22 protein-coding genes and 1 pseudogene are annotated in these 26865 nt (G+C 46.7%); 5 read left to right on the plus strand and 18 right to left on the minus strand.

All coding sequences use genetic code 11. From position 1 onward, the window contains the following. Positions 1-45: 45 nt before the first annotated feature. Positions 46-765, plus strand: coding sequence for an endonuclease (locus FM037_RS24385; RefSeq protein ID WP_144049119.1), 720 nt, complete (start codon positions 46-48; stop codon positions 763-765). Between the two features lie 505 nt (positions 766-1270). Here the strand turns inward: FM037_RS24385 and nrfD are convergent. The 5 genes from nrfD to FM037_RS24415 form a co-directional block, all read right to left on the minus strand. After that, on the minus strand, positions 1271-2224 hold the full coding sequence (nrfD, locus tag FM037_RS24390) for an NrfD/PsrC family molybdoenzyme membrane anchor subunit (protein ID WP_144048135.1): 954 nt from the start codon (positions 2222-2224) through the stop codon (positions 1271-1273). After that, positions 2190-2792 (minus strand): 4Fe-4S dicluster domain-containing protein, encoded by a 603-nt coding sequence (locus FM037_RS24395; RefSeq protein WP_144048136.1) that lies wholly within the window; start codon positions 2790-2792, stop codon positions 2190-2192. The genes nrfD and FM037_RS24395 overlap by 35 nt, the downstream gene beginning before the upstream one ends. Before the next feature lie 13 nt (positions 2793-2805). Further along, complete coding sequence (gene phsA / locus FM037_RS24400; RefSeq protein WP_144048137.1) at positions 2806-5088, minus strand: thiosulfate reductase PhsA; 2283 nt, start codon at positions 5086-5088, stop codon at positions 2806-2808. A gap of 306 nt (positions 5089-5394) precedes the next feature. Then, positions 5395-5682 carry a hypothetical protein gene (locus FM037_RS24405; protein WP_144048138.1) on the minus strand — a complete coding sequence of 96 codons (288 nt, stop codon included), beginning with the start codon at positions 5680-5682 and terminating at the stop codon, positions 5395-5397. Between the two features lie 267 nt (positions 5683-5949). Then, on the minus strand, positions 5950-7767 hold the full coding sequence (locus FM037_RS24415) for a sensor histidine kinase (RefSeq protein ID WP_144048140.1): 1818 nt from the start codon (positions 7765-7767) through the stop codon (positions 5950-5952). A gap of 197 nt (positions 7768-7964) precedes the next feature. Here FM037_RS24415 and FM037_RS24420 point away from each other — a divergent pair, with 197 nt between their 5' ends. After that, positions 7965-8561, plus strand: a complete 597-nt coding sequence (locus tag FM037_RS24420) for a response regulator transcription factor (protein WP_144048141.1) — start codon at positions 7965-7967, stop codon at positions 8559-8561. Positions 8562-8617: 56 nt separating this feature from the next. Here the strand turns inward: FM037_RS24420 and FM037_RS24425 are convergent, their stop codons facing one another. Continuing rightward, positions 8618-9718 (minus strand): alkene reductase, encoded by a 1101-nt coding sequence (locus tag FM037_RS24425; RefSeq protein WP_144048142.1) that lies wholly within the window; start codon positions 9716-9718, stop codon positions 8618-8620. A 139-nt stretch (positions 9719-9857) separates the two neighbouring features. Here FM037_RS24425 and FM037_RS24430 point away from each other — a divergent pair, with 139 nt between their 5' ends. Both FM037_RS24430 and FM037_RS24435 read left to right on the plus strand, forming a co-directional pair. Then, the gene (locus tag FM037_RS24430; RefSeq protein WP_144048143.1) at positions 9858-10775 is read left to right on the plus strand and encodes a LysR family transcriptional regulator; all 918 of its coding nucleotides are present in this window, start codon (positions 9858-9860) and stop codon (positions 10773-10775) included. A gap of 168 nt (positions 10776-10943) precedes the next feature. Beyond that, the gene (locus FM037_RS24435) at positions 10944-13001 is read left to right on the plus strand and encodes a TonB-dependent receptor (protein WP_144048144.1); all 2058 of its coding nucleotides are present in this window, start codon (positions 10944-10946) and stop codon (positions 12999-13001) included. A 182-nt stretch (positions 13002-13183) separates the two neighbouring features. Here the strand turns inward: FM037_RS24435 and FM037_RS29820 are convergent, their stop codons facing one another. From FM037_RS29820 to FM037_RS24460, 7 genes and pseudogenes are all read right to left on the minus strand, one after another. Next, positions 13184-13765 (minus strand): GGDEF domain-containing protein, encoded by a 582-nt coding sequence (locus FM037_RS29820; protein ID WP_229381009.1) that lies wholly within the window; start codon positions 13763-13765, stop codon positions 13184-13186. Positions 13766-13768: 3 nt separating this feature from the next. Further along, positions 13769-13936: pseudogene (locus FM037_RS30230) on the minus strand (hypothetical protein); the annotation flags it as partial. Continuing rightward, entirely contained in the window at positions 13884-14162 is a 279-nt protein-coding gene (locus tag FM037_RS29825; RefSeq protein ID WP_229381010.1) for a hypothetical protein, read from the minus strand. The gene FM037_RS29825 and the pseudogene FM037_RS30230, both read right to left, overlap by 53 nt. 116 nt (positions 14163-14278) lie before the next feature. Then, the gene (locus tag FM037_RS24445; protein ID WP_144049120.1) at positions 14279-14809 is read right to left on the minus strand and encodes a response regulator transcription factor; all 531 of its coding nucleotides are present in this window, start codon (positions 14807-14809) and stop codon (positions 14279-14281) included. A gap of 46 nt (positions 14810-14855) precedes the next feature. After that, on the minus strand, positions 14856-16106 hold the full coding sequence (locus FM037_RS24450) for a sensor histidine kinase (RefSeq protein ID WP_144048145.1): 1251 nt from the start codon (positions 16104-16106) through the stop codon (positions 14856-14858). Between the two features lie 59 nt (positions 16107-16165). After that, on the minus strand, positions 16166-17086 hold the full coding sequence (locus tag FM037_RS24455; protein ID WP_144048146.1) for a dTDP-4-dehydrorhamnose reductase family protein: 921 nt from the start codon (positions 17084-17086) through the stop codon (positions 16166-16168). A gap of 256 nt (positions 17087-17342) precedes the next feature. Next, the gene (locus tag FM037_RS24460) at positions 17343-20300 is read right to left on the minus strand and encodes an alkaline phosphatase family protein (protein WP_144048147.1); all 2958 of its coding nucleotides are present in this window, start codon (positions 20298-20300) and stop codon (positions 17343-17345) included. 168 nt (positions 20301-20468) lie between these two features. On the opposite strand from FM037_RS24460, the gene FM037_RS24465 reads away from it, so the two are divergent. Beyond that, positions 20469-22346, plus strand: a complete 1878-nt coding sequence (locus FM037_RS24465; RefSeq protein WP_144048148.1) for an alkaline phosphatase D family protein — start codon at positions 20469-20471, stop codon at positions 22344-22346. An 8-nt stretch (positions 22347-22354) separates the two neighbouring features. Here the strand turns inward: FM037_RS24465 and FM037_RS24470 are convergent, their stop codons facing one another. The 5 genes from FM037_RS24470 to FM037_RS24485 all read right to left on the minus strand — a co-directional run bounded on the left by FM037_RS24470 (position 22355) and on the right by FM037_RS24485 (position 26850). Further along, on the minus strand, positions 22355-22801 hold the full coding sequence (locus FM037_RS24470) for a hypothetical protein (protein WP_144048149.1): 447 nt from the start codon (positions 22799-22801) through the stop codon (positions 22355-22357). 212 nt (positions 22802-23013) lie between these two features. Further along, the gene (locus tag FM037_RS24475; RefSeq protein WP_144048150.1) at positions 23014-24078 is read right to left on the minus strand and encodes an HlyD family secretion protein; all 1065 of its coding nucleotides are present in this window, start codon (positions 24076-24078) and stop codon (positions 23014-23016) included. 263 nt (positions 24079-24341) lie between these two features. Continuing rightward, entirely contained in the window at positions 24342-25010 is a 669-nt protein-coding gene (locus FM037_RS24480) for a glycosyltransferase family 2 protein (protein ID WP_267874819.1), read from the minus strand. Positions 25011-25012: 2 nt separating this feature from the next. Next, positions 25013-25462 carry a glycosyltransferase gene (locus FM037_RS30025; protein WP_267874820.1) on the minus strand — a complete coding sequence of 150 codons (450 nt, stop codon included), beginning with the start codon at positions 25460-25462 and terminating at the stop codon, positions 25013-25015. Beyond that, positions 25462-26850: a TackOD1 domain-containing metal-binding protein gene (locus tag FM037_RS24485; RefSeq protein WP_144048151.1), complete on the minus strand. Its 1389-nt coding sequence runs from the start codon at positions 26848-26850 to the stop codon at positions 25462-25464. Before FM037_RS24485 ends, FM037_RS30025 begins: the two co-directional genes overlap by 1 nt. Positions 26851-26865 lie beyond the last annotated feature (15 nt).

Raw genomic sequence — 26865 nt, forward strand, 5'->3', positions numbered from 1 at the left:
AGAAATTAATTGAATATCAAATCTGTCGCGTGTGTTGTCGCGCTTATGAGTGTGACCAACTTAGCCTTAGCATATGATGGCAATGGCACTAACCAGTCTTTCAGCAAAGCTAAGAAGATGCTTGAACGTCAGGTTTATCAAGACCACAGAGAAACCATCTATTGTGGTGCAAGTTTCAATACCAAGAAGAAAATCTCCCCGCCCCAAGGCTTCACCACCTCAAAGCATATCAAACGAGCTAAAAGAGTTGAGTGGGAACACATAGTGCCAGCTGAAAATTTTGGTCGTGCTTACAGTGAATGGCGCGATGGCAATACCCTGTGTGTCGATAGTAAGGGGAAATCATTCAAAGGCCGTAAATGTGCGGAGAAAGTGAATAGCCAATATAGATATATGCAAGCCGACATGTTCAACCTGTTCCCAGCCATAGGCGCAGTGAATGCCATGCGTTCAAATTACAACTTTACCCTACTGCCAAGTGTTGTAAGTGAATTTGGATCATGCCAGATGAAGATAGACAACAGAAAATCAGAGCCTCCGGTGAGTGCAAGAGGCCGCATTGCCAGAACCTATATGTATATGGATACTACTTATCCTAAATACGCCATGAGTAAACAGCAAAGACAACTGATGAATTCCTGGGATAAAACCTATCCCGTCAGTAGATGGGAATGTGAGCGGGTAAAGCGTATTCAAACCCTACAGAAGAATCAAAACCCAATTACCCAAAGCCGCTGCGAAGCAGCAGGCCTTTGGAGTAAATGAAAGAAAGTGAGGAGGAAGAGACATGAGTGTTTATTATGCCTTTGAGTACCCCCATGGCAATGTAATCAAAGTGGGTGAGCCGAATCCTGTCACTGGTGATAGAAACATTAAGGGACAGCTATTTGCTTTCTCAAATAAAGGGAAACGGACAAATTTTATCAGCTCTGACGCTTCTTATCGTCGAGTTCCGATGACTCATAAAAATATCAGATATGTACATTTAGGCATGTCAATCAAGACATACAAACATATGCTTACCAACATAGAAGTATTGTAGATCTAGAAAATATAAAAAGAGACCAAAGCTTGGAGGCTAGCACCTAGTGGGAGTCATTATGTCTAGATAACAATGAATTTTCACTTCAAACATCACCCTCCAATGCCTATAGCCCAATGAACAAAAAAGCCCAGACATTACATCTGGGCTTCGATGTCCATCATCAAGCTATAAGCTAACAATGAACTAACAATGAACTAACACCATAAGCGGCACATTAGCGCCCACCTAATAGATGTAACTTTGTCCTGCGTAGATAATAAAATGTCTTAGTGCCAACACGCCAGTCAAGCCACTACAGGCCACCATAATCATTGCAGTTTTGGTGTGGCGGCTAGATGCTGGCATCAGCATCGATAGCAGGGGAATACCAAAGCCAATACCTACCACGCCTATCCAAAACACACTAGCCCACACACCAGTTGTGAGCGATGCTAACGCTAGTGCTGCTGCGCCACCTTTGAAGTAGAGCGCGCAAAACAGCATAAACAGGAACATCATCTCGATTGCCATCACTGGTAGCTCTAATCTATGCATCTTACTGAGCTCTTTATCGTGACTATCGACATTGAACATCAGCAGTGCCACAACTAAGTTGGCTGCAGCCCCCGCTGACAGACCAGAAACCAGGAAGAGTGCAGGCAGTACGGCCGTGTTAAGCATGGGATAAGCGTTCATTGCCGAGATAAGGAAACCAGTATAAGCGCCGACTCCGATAGCTAAGATAAACAACAATACCTCAATCGCCTTTCTAAATGGCATTAGCACCTGAGCCACTGGCAGTAGGAAACCCAATTTCCACCTAGGTAGCTCATCACGCAGCACAATTAAGGCATATGCAATACCCAAGGGTGAGTAAGCTAACAGGGCTAGCACGCCCAACGCCATCACCGACTCGAAGTTGTAGTTAATCAAGATCAACCAAAAATGAAACGGTTTGGTCAAATCGAATACCAGACAGGCTAAACCTAAACTGATCGCAATCGGACTGATGATTGCGGCCGCCTTTAAAATAGCGCTCTCTTTGGTACTTTTTCTATCGTCTTCACTGCGATACCAGCGCAGTCCAATACCAATTAAGATACTGCCGGCAGATAAGCCTGCCATAAATAGATAAATTGCGATGATCCAATTCCAGGTAACCGGATCATATTGCGCCATATCGCCCCAGATATTGTTCATGACTGGATCCCCCTCTCTTAGTCGGAATACGATAGAGTCTCGGTTTTGTGCCAAGGTGTGTCTTATCTTGGTAGCTAGGTTTAGTGTTAAGTATTTTGACAACTTCGCTGCTAGGATCGTTGGCATCGCCGAAGATCAAGGCATCGGTTGGACAAGCTGTCACACAGGCAGGTAGCTCACCTTTAGCGAGGCGGGTCTCCTTACAGAAGTTGCACTTATCGGCGACTTTAGTCTCCGGGTTCATAAAACGAACCTTGTAAGGGCAAGCTGCAACACAGTACATACAGCCAACGCATTTTTCGGCCTTGATTGAGACTAGGCCGTCTTCGCCAACATAGGCCGCACCCGTCGGGCAGACCTTGACGCAAGGTGCATCTTCACACTGCTGACAAGAGACACGGTTGTACTTGAAGTGTAGATTGGGCGCATCACCAAATGGCCCCTCTACTCTGACTTGAAGTCGGGTCACCTCATCTGGGGTGCCATTTTCACTGCGACAAGCTATGTTACAAGCCTGGCAGCCGATACACTTATTTTCGTCATGTATCATTATGAGTCGCTTAGACATTTTTTAACTCCTACTAAATCTTCGCAAGCTTGACGCCAGTGGTGTGAATATTCATGCCACAAACCGGGGCTGTCTTATGTGGTAACAAGTTACCGCAATGCACCCCTTTACCTGTTGCGCGTACCAGCTCTTTATTTTTAGAACCAAAGCCCATGTAAGCAAATACCGTATCTTGACGAATACCGGGAGTGACTAAGGCCGTCCCCTCTTCGCTACCAACGCTACTGGTGATACGTATCGCATCACCAGCACTGATCCCCAGCTTTCCTGCCGTTAGCGGGTGCACCCAAATGGCGTTATCGGACATCAAGTTCGCCAGCATAGGAACATTGTGGGTTGCGCCATTGGTATGAATGGCCACCTTGCCTTGAATAAAGTAGAGCTCGTCGTCTTGCTTAAGATCCACCTCACGGTATTTGATCACACCACGACCAGGTGCCATGCCCTCAACTTTTTTCGAGCTCAGCTCAATCTTACCGCTTGGAGTCTTGAACTTAAGTTGACTGCCATAGGTGCCATCTTCATCCACCGGCTTAGCATTGCTATAGGTTTGGGCAAAGGCGCTGACCATCTCAGGCTCTCTGAGCATTAATGGCTTACCGTAACTCACATAACCTTGCTCTTTGATACGCCTAAGCTCGCTGGTGTCACGATTAAGCTGCAACATTTGCAAGGTTTCCATGCTCTGCCAGGGGAAGAACTGACCTAGCCCCATCTGTTCACCAAGCTCTTTGAAAATCTGCCAGCTCGGCTTAGTCTGACCTATGGTCTCAACCACACGTTGACGCACATAGTAAGCAGGGTTCTTGCCAGACTTATCGGCTATCTCCTCGTCGCGTTCAAGGTAGGTCGATTCGGGAAGGATAATGTCGGCGTATGCGGCAGTCTCACTGATATAGACATCACAGCACACCACCAAGTCGAGTTTCTTTAGGGTTTCAACTACACGCGCTCTATCTGTCATGGTCTGCATCGGGTTAGTACGGCTCATCACCCAAGCTTTTAACTGGTAGGGTTTAGCCTCTAATGTGGCATCCAAAATCGTCTGATATATTCCACCCGATGACCACATCATGGCGTATTGCTCATCAACCTGATCGATACGCTTAGCCGTTGGCTTTGGCATGCCCTCTACACCAGGTTTTCCCAAAATTGGAGCAACCGTTTCACCGGCAAACTTATTATAGGTTTTAGCTTTTTTCCCCAGATATAAACCGCCTTTTCGCTCGATGTTGCCGATCAATACATTAGCGGCAAACAAGGCGCGGCGCATATCGAATTCTTCGGTAGTAAAGGTGGCTCGGTGACCAAAATCGACCACAGCATGGGGCGCATGGGAGGCATATTCATGGGCGATACGGCGAATGTCGGCGGCGGGGACATCACTAATGGCTGCGGCCCACTCGGGCGTGTACGCCTTAACCTCTTTAGCAAATTCATCGAAGCCTTCAACATAACGCTCGATAAACTCCTTGTCATAAAGGCCATCTTCAATCAATACATGACACAGGGCTAAGGCTACACTGACATCGGTACCGGGCTTAATCGCAAACCACTCATCGGCCTTATCGGCAACGATTGAGAAACGAGGCTCAAAAACCACTAATTTGGTGCCCTTCTCCATCTGCGCATCCATCATGGCACGAGTTTCGGACATATTGATCCCTTCATAGAGGTTATGGCCGAAGTTGATAATATATTTAGAGTTACCCAAGTCTCGCTTAACCTTAGTGCCGAACATGGCTTTAGCCGCGACAACATAGCCACCGGGACAGGTGGAAGCGTGAGTAAAATGATTAGGCGAGCCGAAAGCTTTACCTAAGTGGAACAGGTGACCCGACAGTGAGCCCGATTTTGATGAAAAAGCAACGGACTCCGCACCATGATCACGCTTAATTTCATTCAATTTTTTAGCTATGGTCTGATAGGCTTCATCCCAGCTTATCTCGGCCCATTTTCCTTCGCCGCGCTCACCAACACGTTTGAGAGGGCTAACGATACGCTGAGGATCATAGAGTAAGCTATGGCCTGCGCCGCCTCTGGCACACACCTTTCCACCGAAAGGTTTAGCCGCCTTGTTACCTGTAATAAAAACATTCTTACCGTTAACGACTCGCGCCGAAATAGGACAACGAGTCGAGCACATCTCACAGATACTCGCGACCTCTTTGCCAACTCCTTTAAGTGGTGCACTTTCCAGAGCAGCCAAAGTTCCTGGCAGCATAGTCGCCAAGGCACAGGATGCACCTCCCGCCCCAGCTCCCTTAATAAAATTACGCCTATCAAGCTTAATCATGGTTTTCTCCTTCACCTGCTCTGCAGATGAAACACTCACTAATCACAGTATTTATCCCCTCTTTACCCGGGGCTTAGGACCATTATTAATCCATAATAGAAGTAAGGGTATTGTGGTAAACCACATAGGCGGAATGAATGAGATCCGACGCAGGTGTATTTGGCGAAGCAAGTAAGAAAGTGTGAGTTATCGTCGGGCAGATTCTTGTGGGGAAGCACGAGCAGAAACTTTTAGAGTATGAAAATAGAGAACTAGCATATTATGAAGGGACCACATGGCCCCTTTATCTATCTGTATTTAGCCATGTTATTCCGACTTACGGCCAAAATGAACCTTGTTTATTTCAGAATACTGTAGCAGATTCAACACCACCAAGGGACGTATCTCAGCCATCGCGACCGACACCCCAGCCCAACCATCCTCATCCATACCGAGCACGATATAAGTCGTACCATTATCAATATTAAAATCACTCACCTCACCGGCAACAACAAACCCGTCAGTTAGCATGGTTTGTGCAACCCTTTGAGCCAGGGCCTTAGCTTCTACCTCTTGAACTAAAACTTGATGAGTCAAGGTAATAAGGAAAGCCATTCGCCTTATTAAGCACTAAAGCATACTTGTCATTTGCATGGGCAATATAATCTGAAAAATTGATATGTTTCTGAACATCACACTGGCCGCTGTACTGGTCGAGCAAACGAAAAGCGATTAATATCTCCCTGTGAAAGCTATCTAACTCCTTAGTTATTTGCAGCCTTTTCCCTTGAAAACTTGCTAACCCGTAGCCAGCTAAAAACACTAATATTAACAGTACAACTAAAAGTCGCCCCTTAGAAAAGCTCCGTTTCAAACCCATATTTATTCCTTTATTTCTCTGGGTAGCATGATGGTCACTACGCAACCTTGCTCCCATGGCGACCCCTTATGCCGACTATTATTTTCTATTGTAAACTCACCTTTATGTTGATTGATAACATCTTTACAGATGGCGAGTCCTAGGCCTAGTCCATCATCTTTAGTGGAGCAGAATGATGCCATCAGTTCACTTGCTTCACCTTGTAAGCCCGGACCATTATCTATCACTCGCAGGCTAATTTTAGTTTCCTCAAAGTCGAGTAGAACACAGATCTGTTTATCCACTCTGTTTATATCACTCATTGCATCTAGGCTGTTCTTGATAACATTGACTAAAACCTGGCTTAGTCCCACCTCATCACCTTTAATCGGGTACACTGAGCCAGATGTTTCCTGAGTTAGCGTCATACTCTGGCTATCAAATTCACGCCGAAAAAGAACCAAGGAGTTATTAACTACGTCAATTAAATTAAGGGCTTCGGCATGAGTCTTACGCCGCTTCAACAGGCTTCTCATTCTGTGCACCACGGCGCCAGCTCGAATAGACTGAGCATTTACCTTAGCCAGTAATTCATAGAGCTCAGAGTCCCCATCGCCTCTACTGTTCAGCCACATCATTCCGCCTTCACTATACTGAGTGATTGCCGCTATTGGCTGATTAAGTTCATGGGCGAGACCCGAGCCAATCTCACCCAAAATAGCGGCACTTTGCATGCGCTCCACTTGTAAGGCTTTATCTTTTAACTGTCGCTCGGTCTCTACCAGGTATTCACTCTTCTCTCTGAATTTATACTCGAGCCAAAGGTGATAGATGGTAGACACGATAAACAGCAGTAATAGGGAAATCCCCCACTCCTTGTTACGCTCCATCCACTTCAAAACTGTTTCATGTAACGGTGGAGGTGGCAGCTTTAGTTGCAACTCTTTAAATAGCTGTATCACTTTGAACTGGCTAATTGGCGCCGTCCAACCTGAGTTTTTTGCCGTAATGGCTGCGATATGGTCTGCGGGAAGATCATAGAGCGCCTGAGCAATCTCTTGGGTGATCTTCGGCGAAACCGTATCGGCAGAAGCAAAAGACCAATTAGGATATAACTGAGTACTCACAAGACAATCACAGCCCTCAGGTTTAGTCGGGTGGATCACCCTGAAGTCAGCCTTATTAACCATGCCCTCATCAATCATCTCTTCGAGAGTACAAAATGGTGTGATTGCAGCATCAACGGTTCTGTCCCTGACCTGATAAACGATGGGCTCTAAAGGAAACCCTAAGAAACGCATAGAGCCAAAAAAACTTTCGGGGGTGTAGCCCATTTTATGAAATAGGCCAATAGCCGCCTGATATCCTCCCAAGGCTTGAGGATCGCTGGCAACTATGTGCTTGCCTTGCAGATCTTTGAGGGTATATATCTGACTATCGGCTCGCACAATAATGGTTGAGCCGATAGCAAAAGTGGTTTGTTGATGCTTGACACTCTTCATCGTCGCCAGCCATGAAAGCGGAAAGTGTCCACTAAGGTTCAGGTATTGACCTGGATTGGTCACGATAAATTGGATTTCATGACTCAGTAACTGACGACTCATCTCATCAAAGTCGACGGGCACGACCTCGAAGCGAGTGCCAGAAACCTGTTCACTTAAATAATCCATGGTCTCCTGCCAACGCTCCACCCCTTTCTGCACGCCATGATTAGCGAGCACACCTACCTTAAAAACCTCTATATACTCCCCTGCATGAGTGGGCGGCACTTCCTCTTGAGCAGCAATGGAAAAACAAACAAGGGAGAGACAAAAAATAGCAAAACGGATCGACAGGAGCATTTATAAGAGTCCAACAGTGATTCTCCAGCAAAGATAATCCAAAGCCATAAGGATTAATGAGATGCGGACTCAAATATTCACAGCTTAAAACGTGTTTTAGTGATCTCCCTCCTAAACTGGCATGGAACAATTGAGACAAGCACGTCATAGGGCTAACCTAAAGCCTATCCTCACAATAGAGAATCAGGCTCCTAGTGATGACGCAAAATAATCTCTCTCTTCCAATTTACCTAGTAGATGACGATACTGCGATCTTAGATTCCCTGAGCTTTATGCTTTGCCAGTTCAATTACAAGGTAACGGGGTTTAGCAGCGGCACTCAATTTCTTAAAGAGGTCGAGCTGGAACAAGCAGGCTGCGTTATTCTTGATAGCCGAATGCCTGAAATTACCGGGCAGGAAGTACAAAGAAAATTACTAGAAGTAGACAGTCCACTGGGAATCATTTTTCTCACTGGGCATGGTGACATGCCCATGGCCGTGGATGCATTTCGCAAGGGAGCTTGTGATTTTTTTCAGAAACCCGTGCCAGGTACAGCCTTAGCCGAGGCCATCAATAAAGCATTTACCTACAGCCAGCGTACCTTCAACGAACAAGCTCTGAAGCAAAAAATGATGACGCTCTCCCCAAGAGAGCACCAAGTGCTGTACTTACTGACTCAAGGAAAAACCAACAAGCAGATCTCAGAAAAGCTATTTTTATCCTTACGTACCATAGAAGTACATCGCGCTAAGATGATGAAGAAGCTTGCGGTGCACAACATTGCCGAGCTGGTAAATGCGACTCGGCAATGACTTAATATCGCTATTCACTGATGCCTGCTTGTACAAACTCAGCAAGCTCCTCCACTTTAAGCATTCACTTGATATTCGGGATAATCGATATAACCTTCTGCGCCGCCGCCAAACAGAGGGCCCTTATCGAAATCAGCCAACGGCAGTTGGTTAGACAAACGGTAAGGCAAGTCTGGATTGGCGATAAATGAACGGCCAAATGCAATAAGGTCGGCATAACCTTTTTCAATTACTGCGCTGGCACGCTCAACATCATAACGGCCCGCCACAATAATAGTGCCATTGAAAACTTGTCTTAGCTTGATACGAAAGCTCTCAGGGATCTGTGGTGCATCGTCCCAGTCCGCTTCAGAAAGATGTACATAAGCAATCCCCTGCTGACCTAGGGACTCTGCTGCCAATAAAATGGTTTCTACAATTTCCGGGCAACCCATATCTTTAAAGGTCACAAACGGGGCCAATCTAACACCCACTTTGTCAGAGCCGATCTTTGCACTGACGGCGCGAACAATATCCAGTAAAAACTGAATACGCTTTAAGGGCGAACCACCATATTCATCTGCTCTCTTGTTAGAGTTGGTTCGTAAAAACTGATCGATGAGATAACCATTTCCAGCGTGAATCTCTACCCCGTCGAAGCCTGCATCTATGGCCTTAGCCGCGCTATCGGCAAAGTCATTAACAACCCTATCTATATCTGATTGAGTCATCTCTCTAGGGGTCTGACAATCGATCATCTGTCCTTGAGGATGGGCTTCATCGACAATCCAGACCTGAGTATCCGTTGGCTTAATCGCCGATGGGGCTATCGGTGCCAGTCCCTGCTGAAAAACAGGATGAGACACCCGACCCACATGCCATAGTTGATTGAAAATGGTACCTCCCGCCTGATGCACCGCAGAAGTAACCTTGCGCCAACCTTGGATCTGCTCATGGGTATAGACTCCAGGCGTGAATGAATAGCCCTGGCTATCATCAGAGATCTGAGTTGCCTCTGTGATGATTAAGCCAGCCGAAGCTCGCTGGGCATAATATTCAGCCATCATCTCATTGGGTATATTGCCAGGCTGAGTGGTCCTCGAGCGCGTCATAGGTGCCATCACCATACGATTTCCCAAATCGAACCGACCATTTGAGTAGGGAGTAAATAGCTTCATGATAAAACCTTATGCTGAGTAAAAGTGGGCAGATTTCAGGGAGAAACTCTCAACCTGAAAAACTTAGGCCCAGTATATAACCCGTATCATTTTTTGATAATTAGGCTATTATTAAAATCATTTTCAAAAAATATTTGATATGTATCACCTCAAAGATCTTCATCTAGCCATCAGAATTGCCGATCTTCACAGCATCTCGGCAGCCGGTCGCGAGCTAGGCATGACGCCCGCAGCGGCCAGCGCAGCACTGCAACGACTGGAGAAGCAGATCGATTGTCAGCTATTCTCCCGCTCTACCCGCTCGATGAAACTAACCCAGGAAGGACAAGTATTTATCGAGACAGGCCGTCAAGCCCTAGAGTTACTGGAAGGTGCAAATGCGGCCTTGGCGGATAACCGAGGGGAGCTAAAAGGAGAGATACGTATCGCCTTGCCCTCAGATCTAGGGCGGAATCTCATCCGTGGCTGGCTGGATGATTTTGCCAATCAGGCTCCTGATCTGACCCTCACCCTCTTCTTTGGCGATCATATGTCAGATCTCATCAACCAGAACCTGCATCTGGCGCTTAGATATGGACAACTTGAAGACTCAAACCTTAAACGCCGTCAGCTAGCCATGACCCATAGGGTCGCCATAGCCTCCCCGGATTACCTCGCCAAGAGCGGAATACCCAAACACCCGAATGAACTCAATCAACATAAAATATTGATCCTCAATCGAGGTGGTGAACCTTGGAATAAGTGGCGATTCAGCCATAAGGGAGAAAGCTATGAGGCTCATGTCAGAGGCAATAAGAGCAGTAATGATGGCGCCGTCATTCGTGACTGGGCATTAGCCGGTGAAGGCATTGCCTATAAGAGTTGGTTGGATGTTGCCATGGATGTGCATCAGGGCAGACTGGTATTACTCTTTCCCGATCAGCTGGCCGAGGCAATCCCACTTCAACTGGTGTATCTGCAGACCGATTATCCAAGATTGAAAATTCGTAAAACCATAGACTTTATCATCGAACGCATTGATGCATTTTCCCGCACCTACCCCCTGTTAACTAACTAGTCCCTATCTTTATACGCCTGTAAACCTGCCACTTATTTAACTCCCCCTGCGACAGCTTGTCGCAGTTTGGCTATTAGCCTTTGTCAGTCGCTAACTTGACAGGCACAATCCGCCGCGAACCAAGATGGTCACATAAAACTACATACTCTATACACTAAGACGAATACTATGACCTTGCGCTTATCATTTATCTCACTCTCGATCTTTTCAGCTATATTCTCCTCTTCTCAGGCTTTCGCCGATGACGGTGACTTCGAAGTTATCGAAGTCACCGGCCATCACCAAGGCAGTTACAGTTCGGTTGTGGCCGATGCAACATCGCCTAAGGCCGATATTAGCGGCCTACTGGAAAAACTACCCGGCGCCGCCGTCAATGGCAATGGCCCGCTAACGGGCATAGCCCAGTATCGCGGGCTCTATGGCGACAGGGTCAATACCCAAGTCAATGGTGTTACCTTAGCCAGCGCCGGCCCTAATGCCATGGATACTCCGCTAAGTTATGCCAGCTTAGTCAACAGTGAACGCCTTGAGATGACGCGAGGCATAGCGCCTGTGTCAGCTGGTACCAACACCATAGGCGGCAGTGTCAAGGTCATAGAGTCTCAAGCCAGTTTCAATGAAGTCAGTGGTAAAGTCGCGGCGCAATATCAAGATAATGGCCAACGCGGTCATTTAGGTGCTAAGGCCAATATCGGTAACCAAGATCATGCCCTACTGGTTTATGGCGACATACTTAAAGGCAATGACAACACCATCTCAGGCAATGGCAGCGAGATCTCGCCAACGACATACGACAAGCAGATGTTTGGCGGTCAGTACCGCTTTAACTTAGGAGCATCGGGCTCAGATGATGAATCTATTGCCATAGGCTACCAGCACGTTGAAACCAGCGAAGCAGGCACTCCGGCTCTGCCTATGGATATCGATTTTATCCGTAGTGACAGGGTCAAGCTTGAAGGCGTACACGATATCTCAAACTGGGAGCTGAACTGGCACTTAGCCTACAGCGATGCAACACATGGCATGGATAACTTCAGCCAGCGCATGAAGATGCCGACCATGAATGCCAGATACAACAGCGCCGATAGCACCAGCTTCGACGGCCAAATATCTATAGGTAAAGACGCCTGGCTATTCGGTATCGATACTCAGCTTAGTGAGCATAATTCAGTGATCACCGACCCGACTATGGCCATGTTCCATGTCGATAACTTCAATGGTGTGAAGGATGATACCTACAGTGCCTTTGCTCAGTGGCAGCAAGATATCGGCCAGTGGAATTGGCAATTGGGTGCGCGGATTAAGCACTACAGCACAGATGCCGATGAAGTTGAGCACTCAATGGCGGGTAGCATGCCAGCGATTAAGATATTGATGGACAGATATAACAATGCCGACCGCTCTCAATCTCAAACAGGTGTCGATCTGGTTCTTAACGGTCGCTATCAAGTGAACAGTGAGCTGAGCTGGATCTTAGGCTTGGCCCGTAAACAAGCCAGCGCCAGCTACCAACAGAGATACCTCTGGGTGCCGATGCAATCAACCGGCGGCTTGGCCGACGGCCGCACCTATGTCGGCCAGATGGATCTGGATTTAGAAACGGCCTATCAAATCGAAGTGGGCGCAGATTACGCCAGTGGCGACTTCAGCTTCAGCCCACGTGTCTTCTTACACCGTATCGACGATTATATTCAAGGTGTTGCTGCAACAGATCCGGCAGTGATCATGGCGGCGCAGATGATGGGAGATGACAATCCAATGCAGTTTGCCAATGTCGATGCCCAGCTGTTTGGCATGGACCTCACTGCGACTTACCAACTTGGCGACAGCTGGAGTCTGGATATGAATGCCAGTTATGTCAGTGGCGAGCGCCGTGATATCGACGATAACCTCTATCGTATCTCCCCGCCTAAGGTCATTCTGGGATTGAATTACCAAAATGGTAACTGGCTAGCAAGAGTCGAAGGCCAGGGCGTCAGCGCTCAGAACAAGGTATCAGAGACACAATTTGAAGAAACCACTGCGGGTTATGGCCTGATGAATCTGTCTCTTGCCTATGATGCAGACAGCTGGATGGTCAAGGCTGGGGTAAATAACCTGTTCGATACTGAATATGAAGATCACTTAGCCGGTTATAACCGGGTTATGGGTGGTGATTTAATGGCGGGCGAACGTATGCCAGGCACAGGCATGAACGCTTGGTTGACGGGAGAATACAGGTTTTAAGCTTTAAATTAGGGAGCTTAGGCCTAGTTCCTAAGCTCTATAAGCTTTGTTTATTTTAGGGGGTTCCACTGCACTTTCCCTCCCCGAGCGATTCTCGTTTTACAGCGACATATCCTCGGGGATTTTTTATTTTCAAACACAAGTACAAACATCAAATACTGCCAGACATGATTACTAAGCCTTCATTGAGTCTTTTGTTGTTTACGGATCAACATCTCTTTATCGGCACTATCGAGCATAGACATCAGGTCTAGTTGTAAACCCATTTCCACATGACCGATGGAAACGGCATACTCAGGCAAGCCTACATTCGCGGCTCCGGCTACGATTCCTTTTATTATCCGCTGCTCTATCTTATGTAGATCATCGTCTTGTTCCATAACCACCAGAGCAACAAACTCATCGCCCCCCATCCTGCCAATCACATCTGTATGCCTTACACATTCCTCTAGCGTACTAGCCAAATGTTGCAGCACGTCATCACCGACATTATGACCGTAGCGGTCATTGATGGATTTAAAGTCATCTACATCGATATAGAGCAAGCCTAAGCGACCTTGAGTACGCTGTGCCAGCCTGATCCTTTGCTCGGCTAACACAGAAAATCCTCGCCGATTATTGATGCCGCACAGAGGGTCTGTGATGGCCAGCTTCTGCATCTGTTCATACAGGCCTAGCATGGACAGATCCGCCTCGAGAATATCTTTCAGATGGCGAATAAGCTCAAGATAAGTCTCTTGATAATCGGTCTGCTTAAAATCCATCACGCAGAAGGTGCCAAACACTTTACCATTAGGCCAAAAGACCGGCACCCCAAGATAGGACGTGAAACCATCCTTATATACTTCAGGATTGGTGTCCCAGCCGGGATCTATCTGGGCATTAGAGACGTATAGCTCTTCGCCAGTCTCGACTATACTTGCGGCAGAAAATATTCACCTCAGGCTCTATCACCACGCCAGCAGGATAAGGGTTAGATGCTTGCTCACTGGCAATGGCCACCTGAAAACCAGCAGAAGTATGTTGCACCAAGAAACCAGCCGGCGCATCGAAAAGCTTGGCCAGTAAGTTAACCGTTTTTTGCCATTTTTCGATAGAGATAAGATCGTTTGGGTTGTCGAGTAGGAACTTATCGGTTTCGAATACTGAACTATGAGTCATCTTATGCGACCCTCTATATACAAGCTGTCATTAAGATAAAGCTACAGCGAAACACGCTATAATCCTAGAAGAAATCAGTGGATTTACTGATACGAATAAAAAACAGACTAACCCGTTTAAACCGATACCGGTTTTTTCAATAATTTTCGTTGTAAAGTACGCCTATGCATCCCCAACTGCCGGGCTGTAGCGGAAACATTGCCCTTGTTGGCATTGAGCACCTGCTGAATATGCTCCCACTCCAGCCGCTTGGGGTTGAGAGGCTCTTCATCAATAGCCGAAATCGCCATAACCACGGGTGTCGCGTTAAGCGCATTAAGCAAGGTCTGCGTATCGACGGGTTTTGACAGGTAATTGTCTGCGCCCATACGAATGGCCTCGACGGCTGTGGCAATACTGGCATACCCAGTGAGTAACACCATAAGTACATTAGGTAGATACAGCCTTAAAGGCTCGATCAAAACCAAACCATTATCTTCGGCAAGTTTCATATCTAGCAGAATATGGCTAGGTTGAAACTGTCTGGCCAGCAGCAATCCCTGAGTCGCATCATGGGCTTGCTGACACTCGAACCCATGACGAGAGAGTCGTCTGGCCAGCACACCTGCAAAGGCCAAATCATCTTCAATGATTAATAGCTTGTTAATTTCAACCACTTAAGCCCCACAAAATTCGACTCTGATTCAGCATTAATTACGACCCGATTACCGGCAGTATGACTTCTGCCACTGCTCCACCCTCTTGATGAGAACCTAAAATCAAGGTTCCCCCTAGCCGCTCGAAGCTGGCATGGCTTAACATTAAGGCCATGCCCATACCTGAAGGACTCTCAATTAACTTATGACCCAATTGAGACATTAAGCCTTTTGGGATCCCGTCGCCGTAGTCTCGAACTCTGATCCTTAGGTTTAAGCTGTGCGGCTCAAGCGCAAACTCGATGCTAACTCTTTGCTCTGTTGTTTTTTCTTCGCTGGCTCGAGAGGCATTTTCTACCAAGGATAAAAGCGCGGGCAACAGGCTGGTATCAGTTTGAATATGAGAATCTTGAACTTCGACATCGACAAGTAACTCAAGTTTAAGTTGAGGCATCAACAATGTCAGTTGCTGTCTAAGCATGGCAACCAGGTCGCTCACCTGAGCTTCAACTTGTTTTTGCTCTCTGATGGATTCCGTAGCCAGCCGCAGATCGGTTAAGGTTCGTTCGCATCTAAACAGCGCGGCCTCCATCTCTTCTACGGCTTGGTTGTCTGCGCCAAGCTCTTCCGAGACCTCGTCCACCAGTAAACGTAAGCTGGATAAGGGAGTCGCTAGCTGATGAGCCATCTGGGCAGATGCAGTACCTAGTGCTAACAGTCTCTCTTGCCTAAGCTGAGCCTCTCTCATATAAGCCAGTTCCGCATCCTGCTTTCGCATACGCTTAGCAATAAAGGCCACACTTGTCGTCAGCACTAAAGATGAAATAACGAAGTTAAACCACATGCCTAAATAGTGAGAACTCATGTCCATACCATGGTGCTGCATCTGACTCTCCGGCACAGCATATAACATCAAGCTATAGGCAAGTGTCGAGATGAAGGTCAGCGTCCAGGGCGCCCAACGAGGCAAGATCACCGCAGCTATGGCAATGGGGAGCAACAAAAGTGAGATAAAAGCGTTAGTGGCACCGCCGGAGAAATAAAGCCAAGTGATCCAGAAGGCTGTATCGAGCAGCAAAGCGACAAATAACCCAGAGTCCTTCGACATCAGGGGTTGCCTGATCGCGAACGTGACCGTCAGATAAGCGGCCTCTAACAGCAAGGCATAATTCAACGCCGGACTGAAGATAGACAAACCAAAGGTCTCGGCAGCAAAAAAGGTCAAGCCTAGCTTAAGCACGAAACCTAAGATACGCAGGAAGGCTAACTGATCCGAAGCTTTGATATGCGGCACTAGGCTCTTAGGCATAACGCACCTTAGATGGCAGTGATTGAGTATCACTATTTGAAGACTTCATAGAAAAATCATTAATCTAGATTCAAACCAATAGCCGATAGCGCAGCAGTGGACGCCTTCAAGGCATCGAAGACACCGGACTTGAAATCAACTTGTGAACTTATTCCCAGTAGAGCCAGCCTGTCACAATTTAAGCTGCAATCTTTAGGACGTTTTGCACTATCGGCAGGCTCACTCACTGGCACCAGATGATTAACATCCAGACCCAAGACCTCACCTATGGCCAATAACATCTGGTACTTACTCATGGTCTCTTTGCCGCTGAAATGATAGATACCAGACAGGTCAAACTTAGAAATGTTTAACTCGATCATCTTCTCGATAGCTAGGGCAATATCTTGTGTCGAAGTGGGACTGCGCACCGCCCAATGATCTACCTCTTGAGTCTGCTTATCCATTAACTGATTAAGCAATATCAAGATGGCGGATTCCGATACCTTCTCAACCTGCCCATAAAGAATAGGCAGTCTCAGTACGGCAAAGCCCTTAGAGGTTTCCAGCAATGCTTGCTCACCCAGCCATTTAGATTCACCGTAGAAGTTGACCGGATTTGGCTTATCGGACTCTGCATAATTTGGCGCTGTACCATCGAACACATAATCGGTAGAAATATAGATGACCCAAGTGCCATGCTTTCTTGCCGACTCGGCCAATGCCTTTGTCGCCCCTAAGTTCAAGGCCAGTGCCGCTTCTGGATCTTGCTCAGAAACATCCGGGCGACGCTCTGCGGCGCAGTGCACAATCACATCGGGTTGATGATGGCCAATAAACTCATCGACTCTTTCAGACTGGGTAAGATCTAACTTGTATATACCAGCTTGAACCCGGCTAAAACCGGTGGCGATAACTTGATGAACTTGGCTTGACTCAATCTGAGCCTTTACCGCCCGTCCCAACAAACCTGTCGCGCCAGTTATCATGATTTTAGCCATCTTATCCCCATACCTATCGTTGTATTTTACAGATTGGCTCAGTGTAATGATTTTCAAGTAGGAAGCACATGGATTTACACCAAGGCTTAATTAAGATTAATGTTGAATGTCTAACTTATTCAGTTTAATTGTGACTTATAACCCCAGCCTCTCTCACAAAGGTTTAACCGAGATTAATGTTGAATATCTAGCTTATTTAGTTTAATTGTGACTTATAACCCCAGCCGCTCTCACAAAGGTTTAACCGAGATTAATGTTAAATGTCTAACTTATTTAATAATGACTTATAACCCCAGCCATTCTCTCCCGGTATCACCTGCTCTCCGGTCAGGTATTCATACAAGGTCGGCGCCAGCGAGCCATTCTCCTCTATCTTGAGCGTGCTGACATTGGGCCCTATGGGAGTACCCCAGAAGCCGATGAAAGCATCCTTCTCAGAGAAGTCCTCTCCGGCATGACGACCGGGCACCTTAGTGTTGTAGCCTATGCCAGCCTTGGGAAACAGGTTAATCGTACCAGCATGATCTTCATCGTATAACCTGGCAATCTGATTCACCGAGTCGGGGCGAGGAGTGAAACGAGTCAAGTCGCGCCACTGCTCAACTGTGCACCATGAATTCACATCATCGGCTTTCGCCTGAGTGATACATAAGTTAATTAACTCAGAAAAGTGCTCAATATCAGCTTGAGAGGGAGTTTGTCGATACGAATTTAACTTCTGAGTATCCAGTAATCTAGCTGGCTTGCCCGTTAAGCTAATATAGAGCAGCTTATCTCCCCTACGCTCCACCAGCTCATCGAGCCGAACACCATCGCGATGGCCAACTAAACGCACCTGGCAGCCAGCCGAATTACATTGACGCTCCCTCAGCACCATATAATCCAGAGACTCAGACAGGCTGTTTGCCGTCTCTGTAACTATATCCAAAGTATCCGTTACTTTGGCGGCATTAATGGGCAGCCAGTGAGTCAAATCGTTATAAACAGGTTGAATTTCCCAGCCAGATTTAGCGTTGAAGAAGTCCATCATCATGTTGCCGCCAGCAGTAGAAGCCACAACCACATCTAAGCCTTTGTTACTCGCGTAATTAAGGGCATTGGTGATTTTCGGTCCTTCACCCTCATCGGAAGATATTTTCTTTACCAGGAGGGGATAACCCAGTTTCCTAGACAAATTATCAAATACTTGCCTCTCGGGATTCAACGCATAAAAAACCGGAGTAAGTCCATGATCTCCTGCCATCCCCCACAAGGTTTGATCGTAAATCCCCGCATCTTTATAGACCTGTTCTGTCTGACCTAACCAGAAATCCAGTCGATTTAGCTCCCCGGTTGGCATGATAATCTCGTCACTGAAAGGCCCGGTGAAATGAGCGAAGTGATCAGGCCAGGGGTTATAGATCAAGGTATGATCCGGCATTCCTAGACCATCGAGTTTGGCAAGCTTCGAGATGGCCTGCTCAATCTTCCACTTCTTGGTTAATTTAGTGAACACATCAAGGAAGAAGATACCTTGATAACCGCGAATATCCTCAATTATCTCGGCTCGAAACTCCCTTAGTTTCACCTCGACCTTAGCCCGCTCCTGCAACTCCCTAATACAGCGCTTCTCGCCATAATCACGCTGGGCCTCACCGAAACCTAGATTGACTAAGCCATCGTAGCTGGTATGTGCATTCCAATCATATTGGCCGTTACAGTTGAGCGTGATCAGATAAGCTAAACGATCGAACATGGTTCTCACCCCATGACTCTCCATGAGGCGATCCAGTTGCAGGGCATCGTTGCCAAAGAAGTAATAGGCCCGATCTTGCTGGCGATCGACGAAATGGAAATTGGGGATCCCCGTACCTCCCTCGCCGGAGACCTTGGCCCCGGTCTTGATGATCGGCAGGTTTCGCACACTGATTGTCGGCGTAGAAGAGATACCTACCTGAGTAATAGACCTAGGATGCTCCCGATACAGGCGTTTGAAGAAGGGTAGATAATGTTGATCGCGATATTCACCCTCGGCAAGCACGGCCATAAACTTAACCTGCTGCTCATGTTCAGGCTGCTTAGTCGCCTCTCCCTTAGGCTTAACATCGGCTCCCTGTAGATGCATCTGATACGCACGGTGAATAAATGGCTTAGATTGATCCACCAGGCCTTCTACCAAACTTTGTTGCAGGCCATCGACCGTCACCTGCACCGAGTATCGACGCTGCTGCTGTGATTCTAAAAAGCCAATCAAGACATCACTGTTATCATCGAAGGTATCTTGCATCCAGGCATTTAACGCCTGCTCACGCTCCTTTTTAAACACAAACTGACGATAAGCCTTAAGGACATTTAACCGCACAAAATCAATCAGAGTGATGGTTAGAGCCTGAGCCTTATTATTAACCTTGCCCCTATTCTGCGGCTTATCATCTTCTATGATGGCGAATACTGAGCTTTGCATCTCACCTTCATCCATGCCAGCCACAGCCTGGGACATGATCTCTATGATAATGGGCTGTATCTTATCGACTAAGTGTAAATCGGCAGCACTCCGAGTGAGATAGGTATATTTAGCAGGCACAGCATCCGTATCCTGCCACATACCGATATCGACCAGGGCATCATATATGGTCACCATAGATGCGATAAACTGACGGTCGGCTTTTATACCTTGGGCTTGGGTATTGCCCTGCTTAGCCGATTCTTGTTTAGTTAGGCTTTGGTCAGCCGAAGAGGAGCTTTCCTCCTTTACTCTATCGGCAGTCTTATTTTTTGTCGGCGAGGCAGCAAAATGGTAGAGACTGTGCTCGAACTTTTTAAGCTGATCTGCACCATAGACACTAGCCAAATGCTGTTTAAATTCATCTTCGCTACTCAGGCCGGTATATCTGTCGTAAAAACTATAGAGGAAATGACCAAGAGGAATCGCATAGCTAGGATCGCTAAGTTGGGCTATTACCCTAGCTTTGACTTTTTTATCCAGAGGAAGCGTTAAAATATAAGCATCGAGTGACACGCCGCCAATAGTGAACAGGGCTATATCTCGCGTCAACTTAGTAGAATAGCTGAGTGAAGATACAATCTGATCTCTCATTATCTCACTGGCATTAAATACACCGCCTATAACAGGGGTATCACCGATATCGGCCCAAGCAGAGGAACTTAACAAAGACACAGAAACAAGCGCCCATTTACCTAGCCCACGCCAATAAGATTTAGCACAAATATCCATATACAGATCATAACCACAAGAATCCCAGAGCGTGCAATGATTACATACTTCATCGACAACTCAAATCTTGGTTACGATCGTTAAGAAAAAGACGATTAATATTTTGCAAATCCATGGCTTTTGTTTAATCTGTGAACTCATAAATTGCGTCTGGGATCCATACTGAATATGCCCGCTGAACTCCCCTTAGTCCTTGCAGGTCCAACACTTCGTCATTGCGACCAAGATAATTTCACCCTGTGGTTCGTCAGCTCGGCACCTATGAATGAGCTGACCTTGCATCTAGGCGAGGAGAAGTTAATTCTAGGGAATGAACAGCGTCATGAAATTCGGCTCGGTAAACGTGCCTGGCAATATCTAATCCAGGTTAATCAGAACGAACTGCTAGCGGTAAATTCGGCAATTGAATACAGACTTGAAGATAGCCAACATGGCGCACTGTTTGAAAAAATCGCCCAGCTTAACTATGCGAATAAGATCACCCCTAAGTTTGTTATCAAGCCTGAGATAGATAACATGCTGCACGGCTCCTGTCGTAACCCCCATCATCATAGCGGTGATGCCTTAGTCGCTGCCGATACCAGACTAAGCCAAGATCTCAGTGTTGAAGCCAGGCCGTCGCTCTTGATGCTTAGCGGCGATCAGGTCTATGTCGATGACATTGCCGGACCCATGATCTATGCCATAGGCCAAGTGATTCAACTATTAGGATTACCCCAAGAGCAGTTCTCTGGTGCAGCCCTCAGCGAAAGCTCTGATATCAGTTATCATCCAGCAGCCCTGTATCAGCGACATAAAAACCTGTTGCCGAAGACCCAATATCAGGCGAAAACGGCCCTTAGGCGCTGGTATATCAATCATCCTATCTTCACCTCATCGTTAGCCGAGAATCATCTGATTTCTCTGGGTGAGATCATGGCGCTTTATCTACTGACATGGTCTCCCGAGCTTTGGGAGCAGATCGATATTCCTAAAGAGGTCGCGGGTCTGTCTGCTCTAAATAAGCTTCGCTGGGAAAAAGAGTGGCTGCATCTACTGGAATTTAAGGCCGGACTGCATCAGGTCAGACGCTTAATGGCACATCTGCCGACCTATATGATCTTCGATGATCACGACGTAACCGATGATTGGAACCTCACTGCCAAGTGGGAGGAAGCCGCCTACGGCCACCCCTTCTCTAAACGCATTATAGGCAACGCACTTATCGGCTATGCCCTGTTTCAGGGATTAGGTAATGCACCGCAGAAGTTTAAAACTGAGATAACCCCGCTAATCGATGCTTTTTTCTCTAAGCCCGATACAGACAAGCACGATCTATTGATCGATAAACTTCTCAAGTTTGACCACTGGCATTACAGCTTAAATACTTCGCCGAAAATAGTGGTGTTAGACACACGGACCCATCGCTGGCGCAGCGAATCAAATCTGGCTAAGCCGTCTGGATTAATGGACTGGGAAGCCTTGATGGAGTTCCAACATGAGTTGGTTGGTCAGAACAATGTCATCATAGTCTCGGCGGCGCCCATGTTCGGAGTGAAGCTTATCGAGACGATACAGCGTACAGCGACTATGCTGGGTGGTTCTCTACTGGTCGATGCCGAAAACTGGATGGCTCATCCGGGGACTGCTAATACCCTACTAAGTATTTTTCAGCACAGGAAAACACCGGAGCAATTCGTCATCCTGTCTGGCGACGTACATTACTCATTTGCCTATGACATTCGCATTCGCTTCAGAAAGGCTGGCCCCCAAATTTACCAGATCACCTGCAGTGGCCTTAAGAACCAGTTTCCGGAAAAGTTAATCCCTATCTTCGACAAGCTCAATGGCTGGCTATACGGCCACTTCTCACCGCTCAACTTTTTGACTAAGCGTAAGCGCATGTCTATTCGTGGCAGACGCCCCAATGGCGAACACAGTAAGCGCTTGATGAATCAGAGTGGCATAGGCTTACTAAATTTAGCTAAGAATGGCGCGCCGACTAAGATAGGCGTACTGCATGCCGACATGAGTGAAACCCATTTCGACGCACCAAGAAAAGACTAGCTATCGGCTTATTTAACTGGAGCCTGAGACGGCATGCTCACAGGTGCAGAGACAGGCTGCTCGGTGCCAGGTCTTGGGTGATGGGCATACTCAGGGTTGGCATTGGGTGCCGATCTCGGGGCCCGGGTTGCGTTCGGGGCTTGACGTGGAGGATAGCTAGGGTCATTAATTGCTGAAGGTGCAGTATCAGGACTCGCCACAAAATCTGTCGCGTCGGACCCGCTCTCTTTCTCAGCTGCTGATTGCGCCGTCATTGAAGCTTGAGTCACTGCCTTTGGCGCACTCATAGAAACTGGCGCTACTGGCTTAGCTTGTTGTGCAACTGGAGATCTTGTTACATCTTGAGGAGAAGCCGCCTCAGCTGATTCAGGCTCAGAACTGAAGCTTTGGTAACCTATTGCAGCCACAACGGCGGCTGCGACTAATGTGATTGAGATCAGGGTCGATTTAGTCATTATTATTATCCTTTCTAGTTTTTGCTTACATACCACTAAACAAGAGCGACAGGCAGAGGTCTAAACCTCAACCGCATACTGAGGCTATATATTTATTGGGAACATAATCTTAGTGTCACTCCCTAGCCACTCCCTTATACAATAACCTTCACGTAACAAATCCAGCATAGAGTGAATCGATACAAAAAACAACGATTGAATATCTTATGCAATTACTGGAATGGCCATTTATAATCGAAACTGACCGAAACAGGTACACCCTCAACCGCAAAAGGCAAAGTTTCATCTAAAGTGAGCGTCACTTTTAATGCAGCCTTCTCACCATCGAAGGGGCCAGAAAGTTGCTTAGGTATCTTAGTCACCAGCTCAGTAGGTTCTTCAATCATACCCCTGATATTTTGCCCGTTTGGCAGCTTAATTGTTGCCTGTTGGCCAATATCTACGTATTCGAGATACTTAGGATCCAGATAAGCCACTACCACAGGCTTATCTCTACCCGTTAGCCACAACAGGGGCTGGTTCTCATCTACCTGTTCACCAACCTGTACCAAAATGTCTTCTATCCTCCCGGTAAACGGAGCCATTATCTTCATCCCCGATTGTTTCGACTTTAGCCTGGCAAGTTGGGACTTAAGTTGGTTGCGGGTTTGAGTGACCACGCCAGCGATAGCCTGGATATGTTGTCGTTCAAGCTCATGTAACAGGTCGACCTTAGCTTGTTCTAATGCCATTTTAGACGCCGTATTGGCTTGCATAACCATGGCCATATCAGAGGTTGGCACGACTCCTCGCTTCTGAAAATTTTTATAGGTGACAAGTAATTCATCTTGGCGTTTTACCCCATCCTGAGCCACTTCGATACGTCGGCGTAGTCTTAGCAACACAGGCTCACCATCGAAGGATGCTTTTCCTTCTATTTCGAATAACTGCCGTGTAAGCTCTGCCACTTGGGCATCTAATTCCGGATCTGCTATCACCAGTAAATCACTGCCTTTCTCAACTTCAGGTGTCACCTGGTCTGCCACACTTTGTACCATTCCTTTACTGGGCGCCCTCATCTCCAATGGCTCGGCGGTGATAATTCCCGGAGCGAGTACGAATATATACGGCTTTGCCAATATCCAGCTCACCAAGAGCACAGGAGATATCACCAGAAACAGCAGCAAGTACCATCTAAATTTAAAGCCGCCCCGTTTAGCCCCCGAATACTTAACCTCGACGCCATTATCCACATCGGGTTTTTCAGCTTTAGGTGTCGCTTGGTAGTTTACTTTCATCTCAATATTCCTGCTTGATTCTCTGTCTTGTGGCTCTAATTAATAACTTATGATTCAAAATTTTCGTCCTCGTTTGAGCACCCACCATGGGGCCATGGAACTTTCTTCATGTGAACGTCTGACCAGCTCATTGATCAAGGCGAACAAACAAACCAGACGCATGAAAAGTGCATAAAAGGGATACAGGGGAAGCCAGAGTGCGAGCCTTAAATCTTGCTTCACCCGTTCTGAGATAGCCAACAACACCAAGAGGTAGAAAAACACTAACACCCGAAATAGAGGCTATATATAACAGCGGATATTGACGCAATAAATTGCCACGGATAAAGCAAGATAATGCCTGCGCCGTAGAGCACTATTATGAAAGGCATCAAGACATTTTGTAAGAAACCATAGAATAAGGTGAATAAGAAAGTGCCCCAGCCTAACAATTTAGGCGTGAATGCCGGCCAATGTTTACGGAAGTATAGAAACAAGAGATCACCATCCCAGCGCAATCTTTGCATCACTAAGGTTTTGAGATCCGCAGGGGCATCCGTATGGCCAATCGCTAAGGTAGCAAATGGGATCTTCCAGTTCGGGTGTCGCTTGAAATACTGCTTAATTCTAACTGTCAAATCGAGATCTTCAGCCGTATGAGTATCCCAACCTCCAATCTGCATCAGAAACTCTCGTCTGAACACACCGAATGCACCAGAAATATTGTTAAGAAAGTTCCACTGAGCCAGCCCGGTTTTTCCTCCCTGCATGGAGATCAAGTATTCAATAGACTGCATACGAGTCCAGATAGACTCATTGATATTTCGAACTCTGAGCGCCCCGCCTAAGGCTGGCACGTTAGGATCTTCAAAGTAAGGGACAACTTGGTTGACCATATCATTATCAAATGATGTGTCTGCATCGGCATTGATAACAATCTCCCCCGATGCCATGCTTAAACCGGCATTAAGCGTGGAGACCCTCCCCCCCGTTGCCATTTAGGCAACACGATAACCTTACGTTTTTCAGTCTTACAAGCCTTCGCGCAGGCCATCGCCACGCGATAGGTATCGGCATTTTGCACCGCACCATCTACGACTGCGATGATCTCAATCTCTCCATCGTAGGTCTGCTCGACAAAAGAGTCTATGGTCGACTTAACTGCATCTCCTTCGGCATAGCAAGTGATGACACAAGTCACCTTAGGCTTAAACAATGACGTTTTAGGTGGAATCATAAAAGTGCTGTAATACCAACGTAGGATGCCTCCTACGACAATGATCATCAGAGGCATCTCATACATAAGCACTAAAGGAATAAGCCAAACAAAGAAGACTAAGTGTTCTCCCAGCTGATACCAGATATCCAATGCAATATAGCTGACTGTATTAAACTCACTTAGCATCAGAGTGGTTCCGCACTCGCTAACTTGTCAGTTAACCATGCCTGAACATCATCACCCCAATTTTTATCGGGTAATGCGATAGCCCTAACCTTAACCTCAATATTAGAGGCCGTCAGTCTACTTTTCAGCTCAAAAATCTTGCTATAGATAACCTTAATTTGATCTACTTCAGTGAATGGCAAGAACAAGAGTAGGCCATGCTCAGTCGAGTAGGTGCACGCATCAGTGGTACGAATTGTACTGCGGATCCTTTCCAGCAACGCATCGAGATGAGCGAATCCCTTAGCTTCTCCTTCTTGGGTAAGAAACTCATTGAGGTTTAACATTTGAAGCGACACTATCGTATGATCATGTCCATGACGAATGGCTAACTGGTTCTGCCAATTGATCAACCAATCGAACTGAGTATTGGTCATAGCATCGCCAGGTACCAAGGCAAATAGCCCTTGATCTTTTCCCTGACGAACCAGACGCCTGCCACCCGTTTCAAGACAATAATCATAAATATTACGCACTTGCAGATCAGACAGCTTATTATGAATCTTGCAATGTAGGCACTCGGCCTCCACATTGGCTTCAATAAAAAGAGAGTCGCAGCTGCTACAGTGCTGATTTTCAATGGGCCTGTCATAATCGACACCAATATGACGCAGGTCTTGCAAACAATTAGGACACGAAAGCCCTAGCTGCTTCTTAAAACTATCCTGCTTGCCTATATGGCCACAATTAAAACAATGTAAGCTTGACTGCATTTCAATCTCAATGCTTTGGCATTGAGGGCAAGTATCTATGTAGTTAAGGTGGCCTGATTGGCAAGCATCACAAAAACGAACTCGATTAATTAATCTGCTCGACTCAATCCAACCTTTACGTTGCAGTGATATCAACCAAGAAAAGCTCTCTTCGGGGGCCATTTCCCAGGAACTAAGTAAGGGGTAATTAAATAGCGTTCTAGTGGAGGGAACACTGTGAGGCGTTAGAGTGAACTCTGGATGTAACCAAAGATATACCAGTAACTTATAAGCAATATCATCAAAATAGCGCAGTTTGACCTGCTGCCTCCGAGACTTATACGTTTGATACTGCTGGTCATAGTCTTCATTCCATATCCCGTTAGCAAGGTAAGGAGATAGCACACTCTCCTGCAAAACTAAGATCAGACAATGAGAGGTTAACTCATGATGGCGTAATGTCATCAGCACTTCATCTTGTGCTTCATCTTGCATAGACAACACGATTAAATCTGGCGTTAATTTCTCAACAAAAATTTCACTCGATGAACTGAAATATTCAAATCTGGAGTCGGGCAATTTAGGTTGTTCCTGACCTAACCAGAGTAATACCTCCTGGTCTAGATCTTCTTCATTACTCTTTCCCTTGACCAACATAAAATACCGCCTACT

This window comes from Shewanella psychropiezotolerans, from assembly GCF_007197555.1.
Classification (GTDB): domain Bacteria; phylum Pseudomonadota; class Gammaproteobacteria; order Enterobacterales; family Shewanellaceae; genus Shewanella; species Shewanella psychropiezotolerans.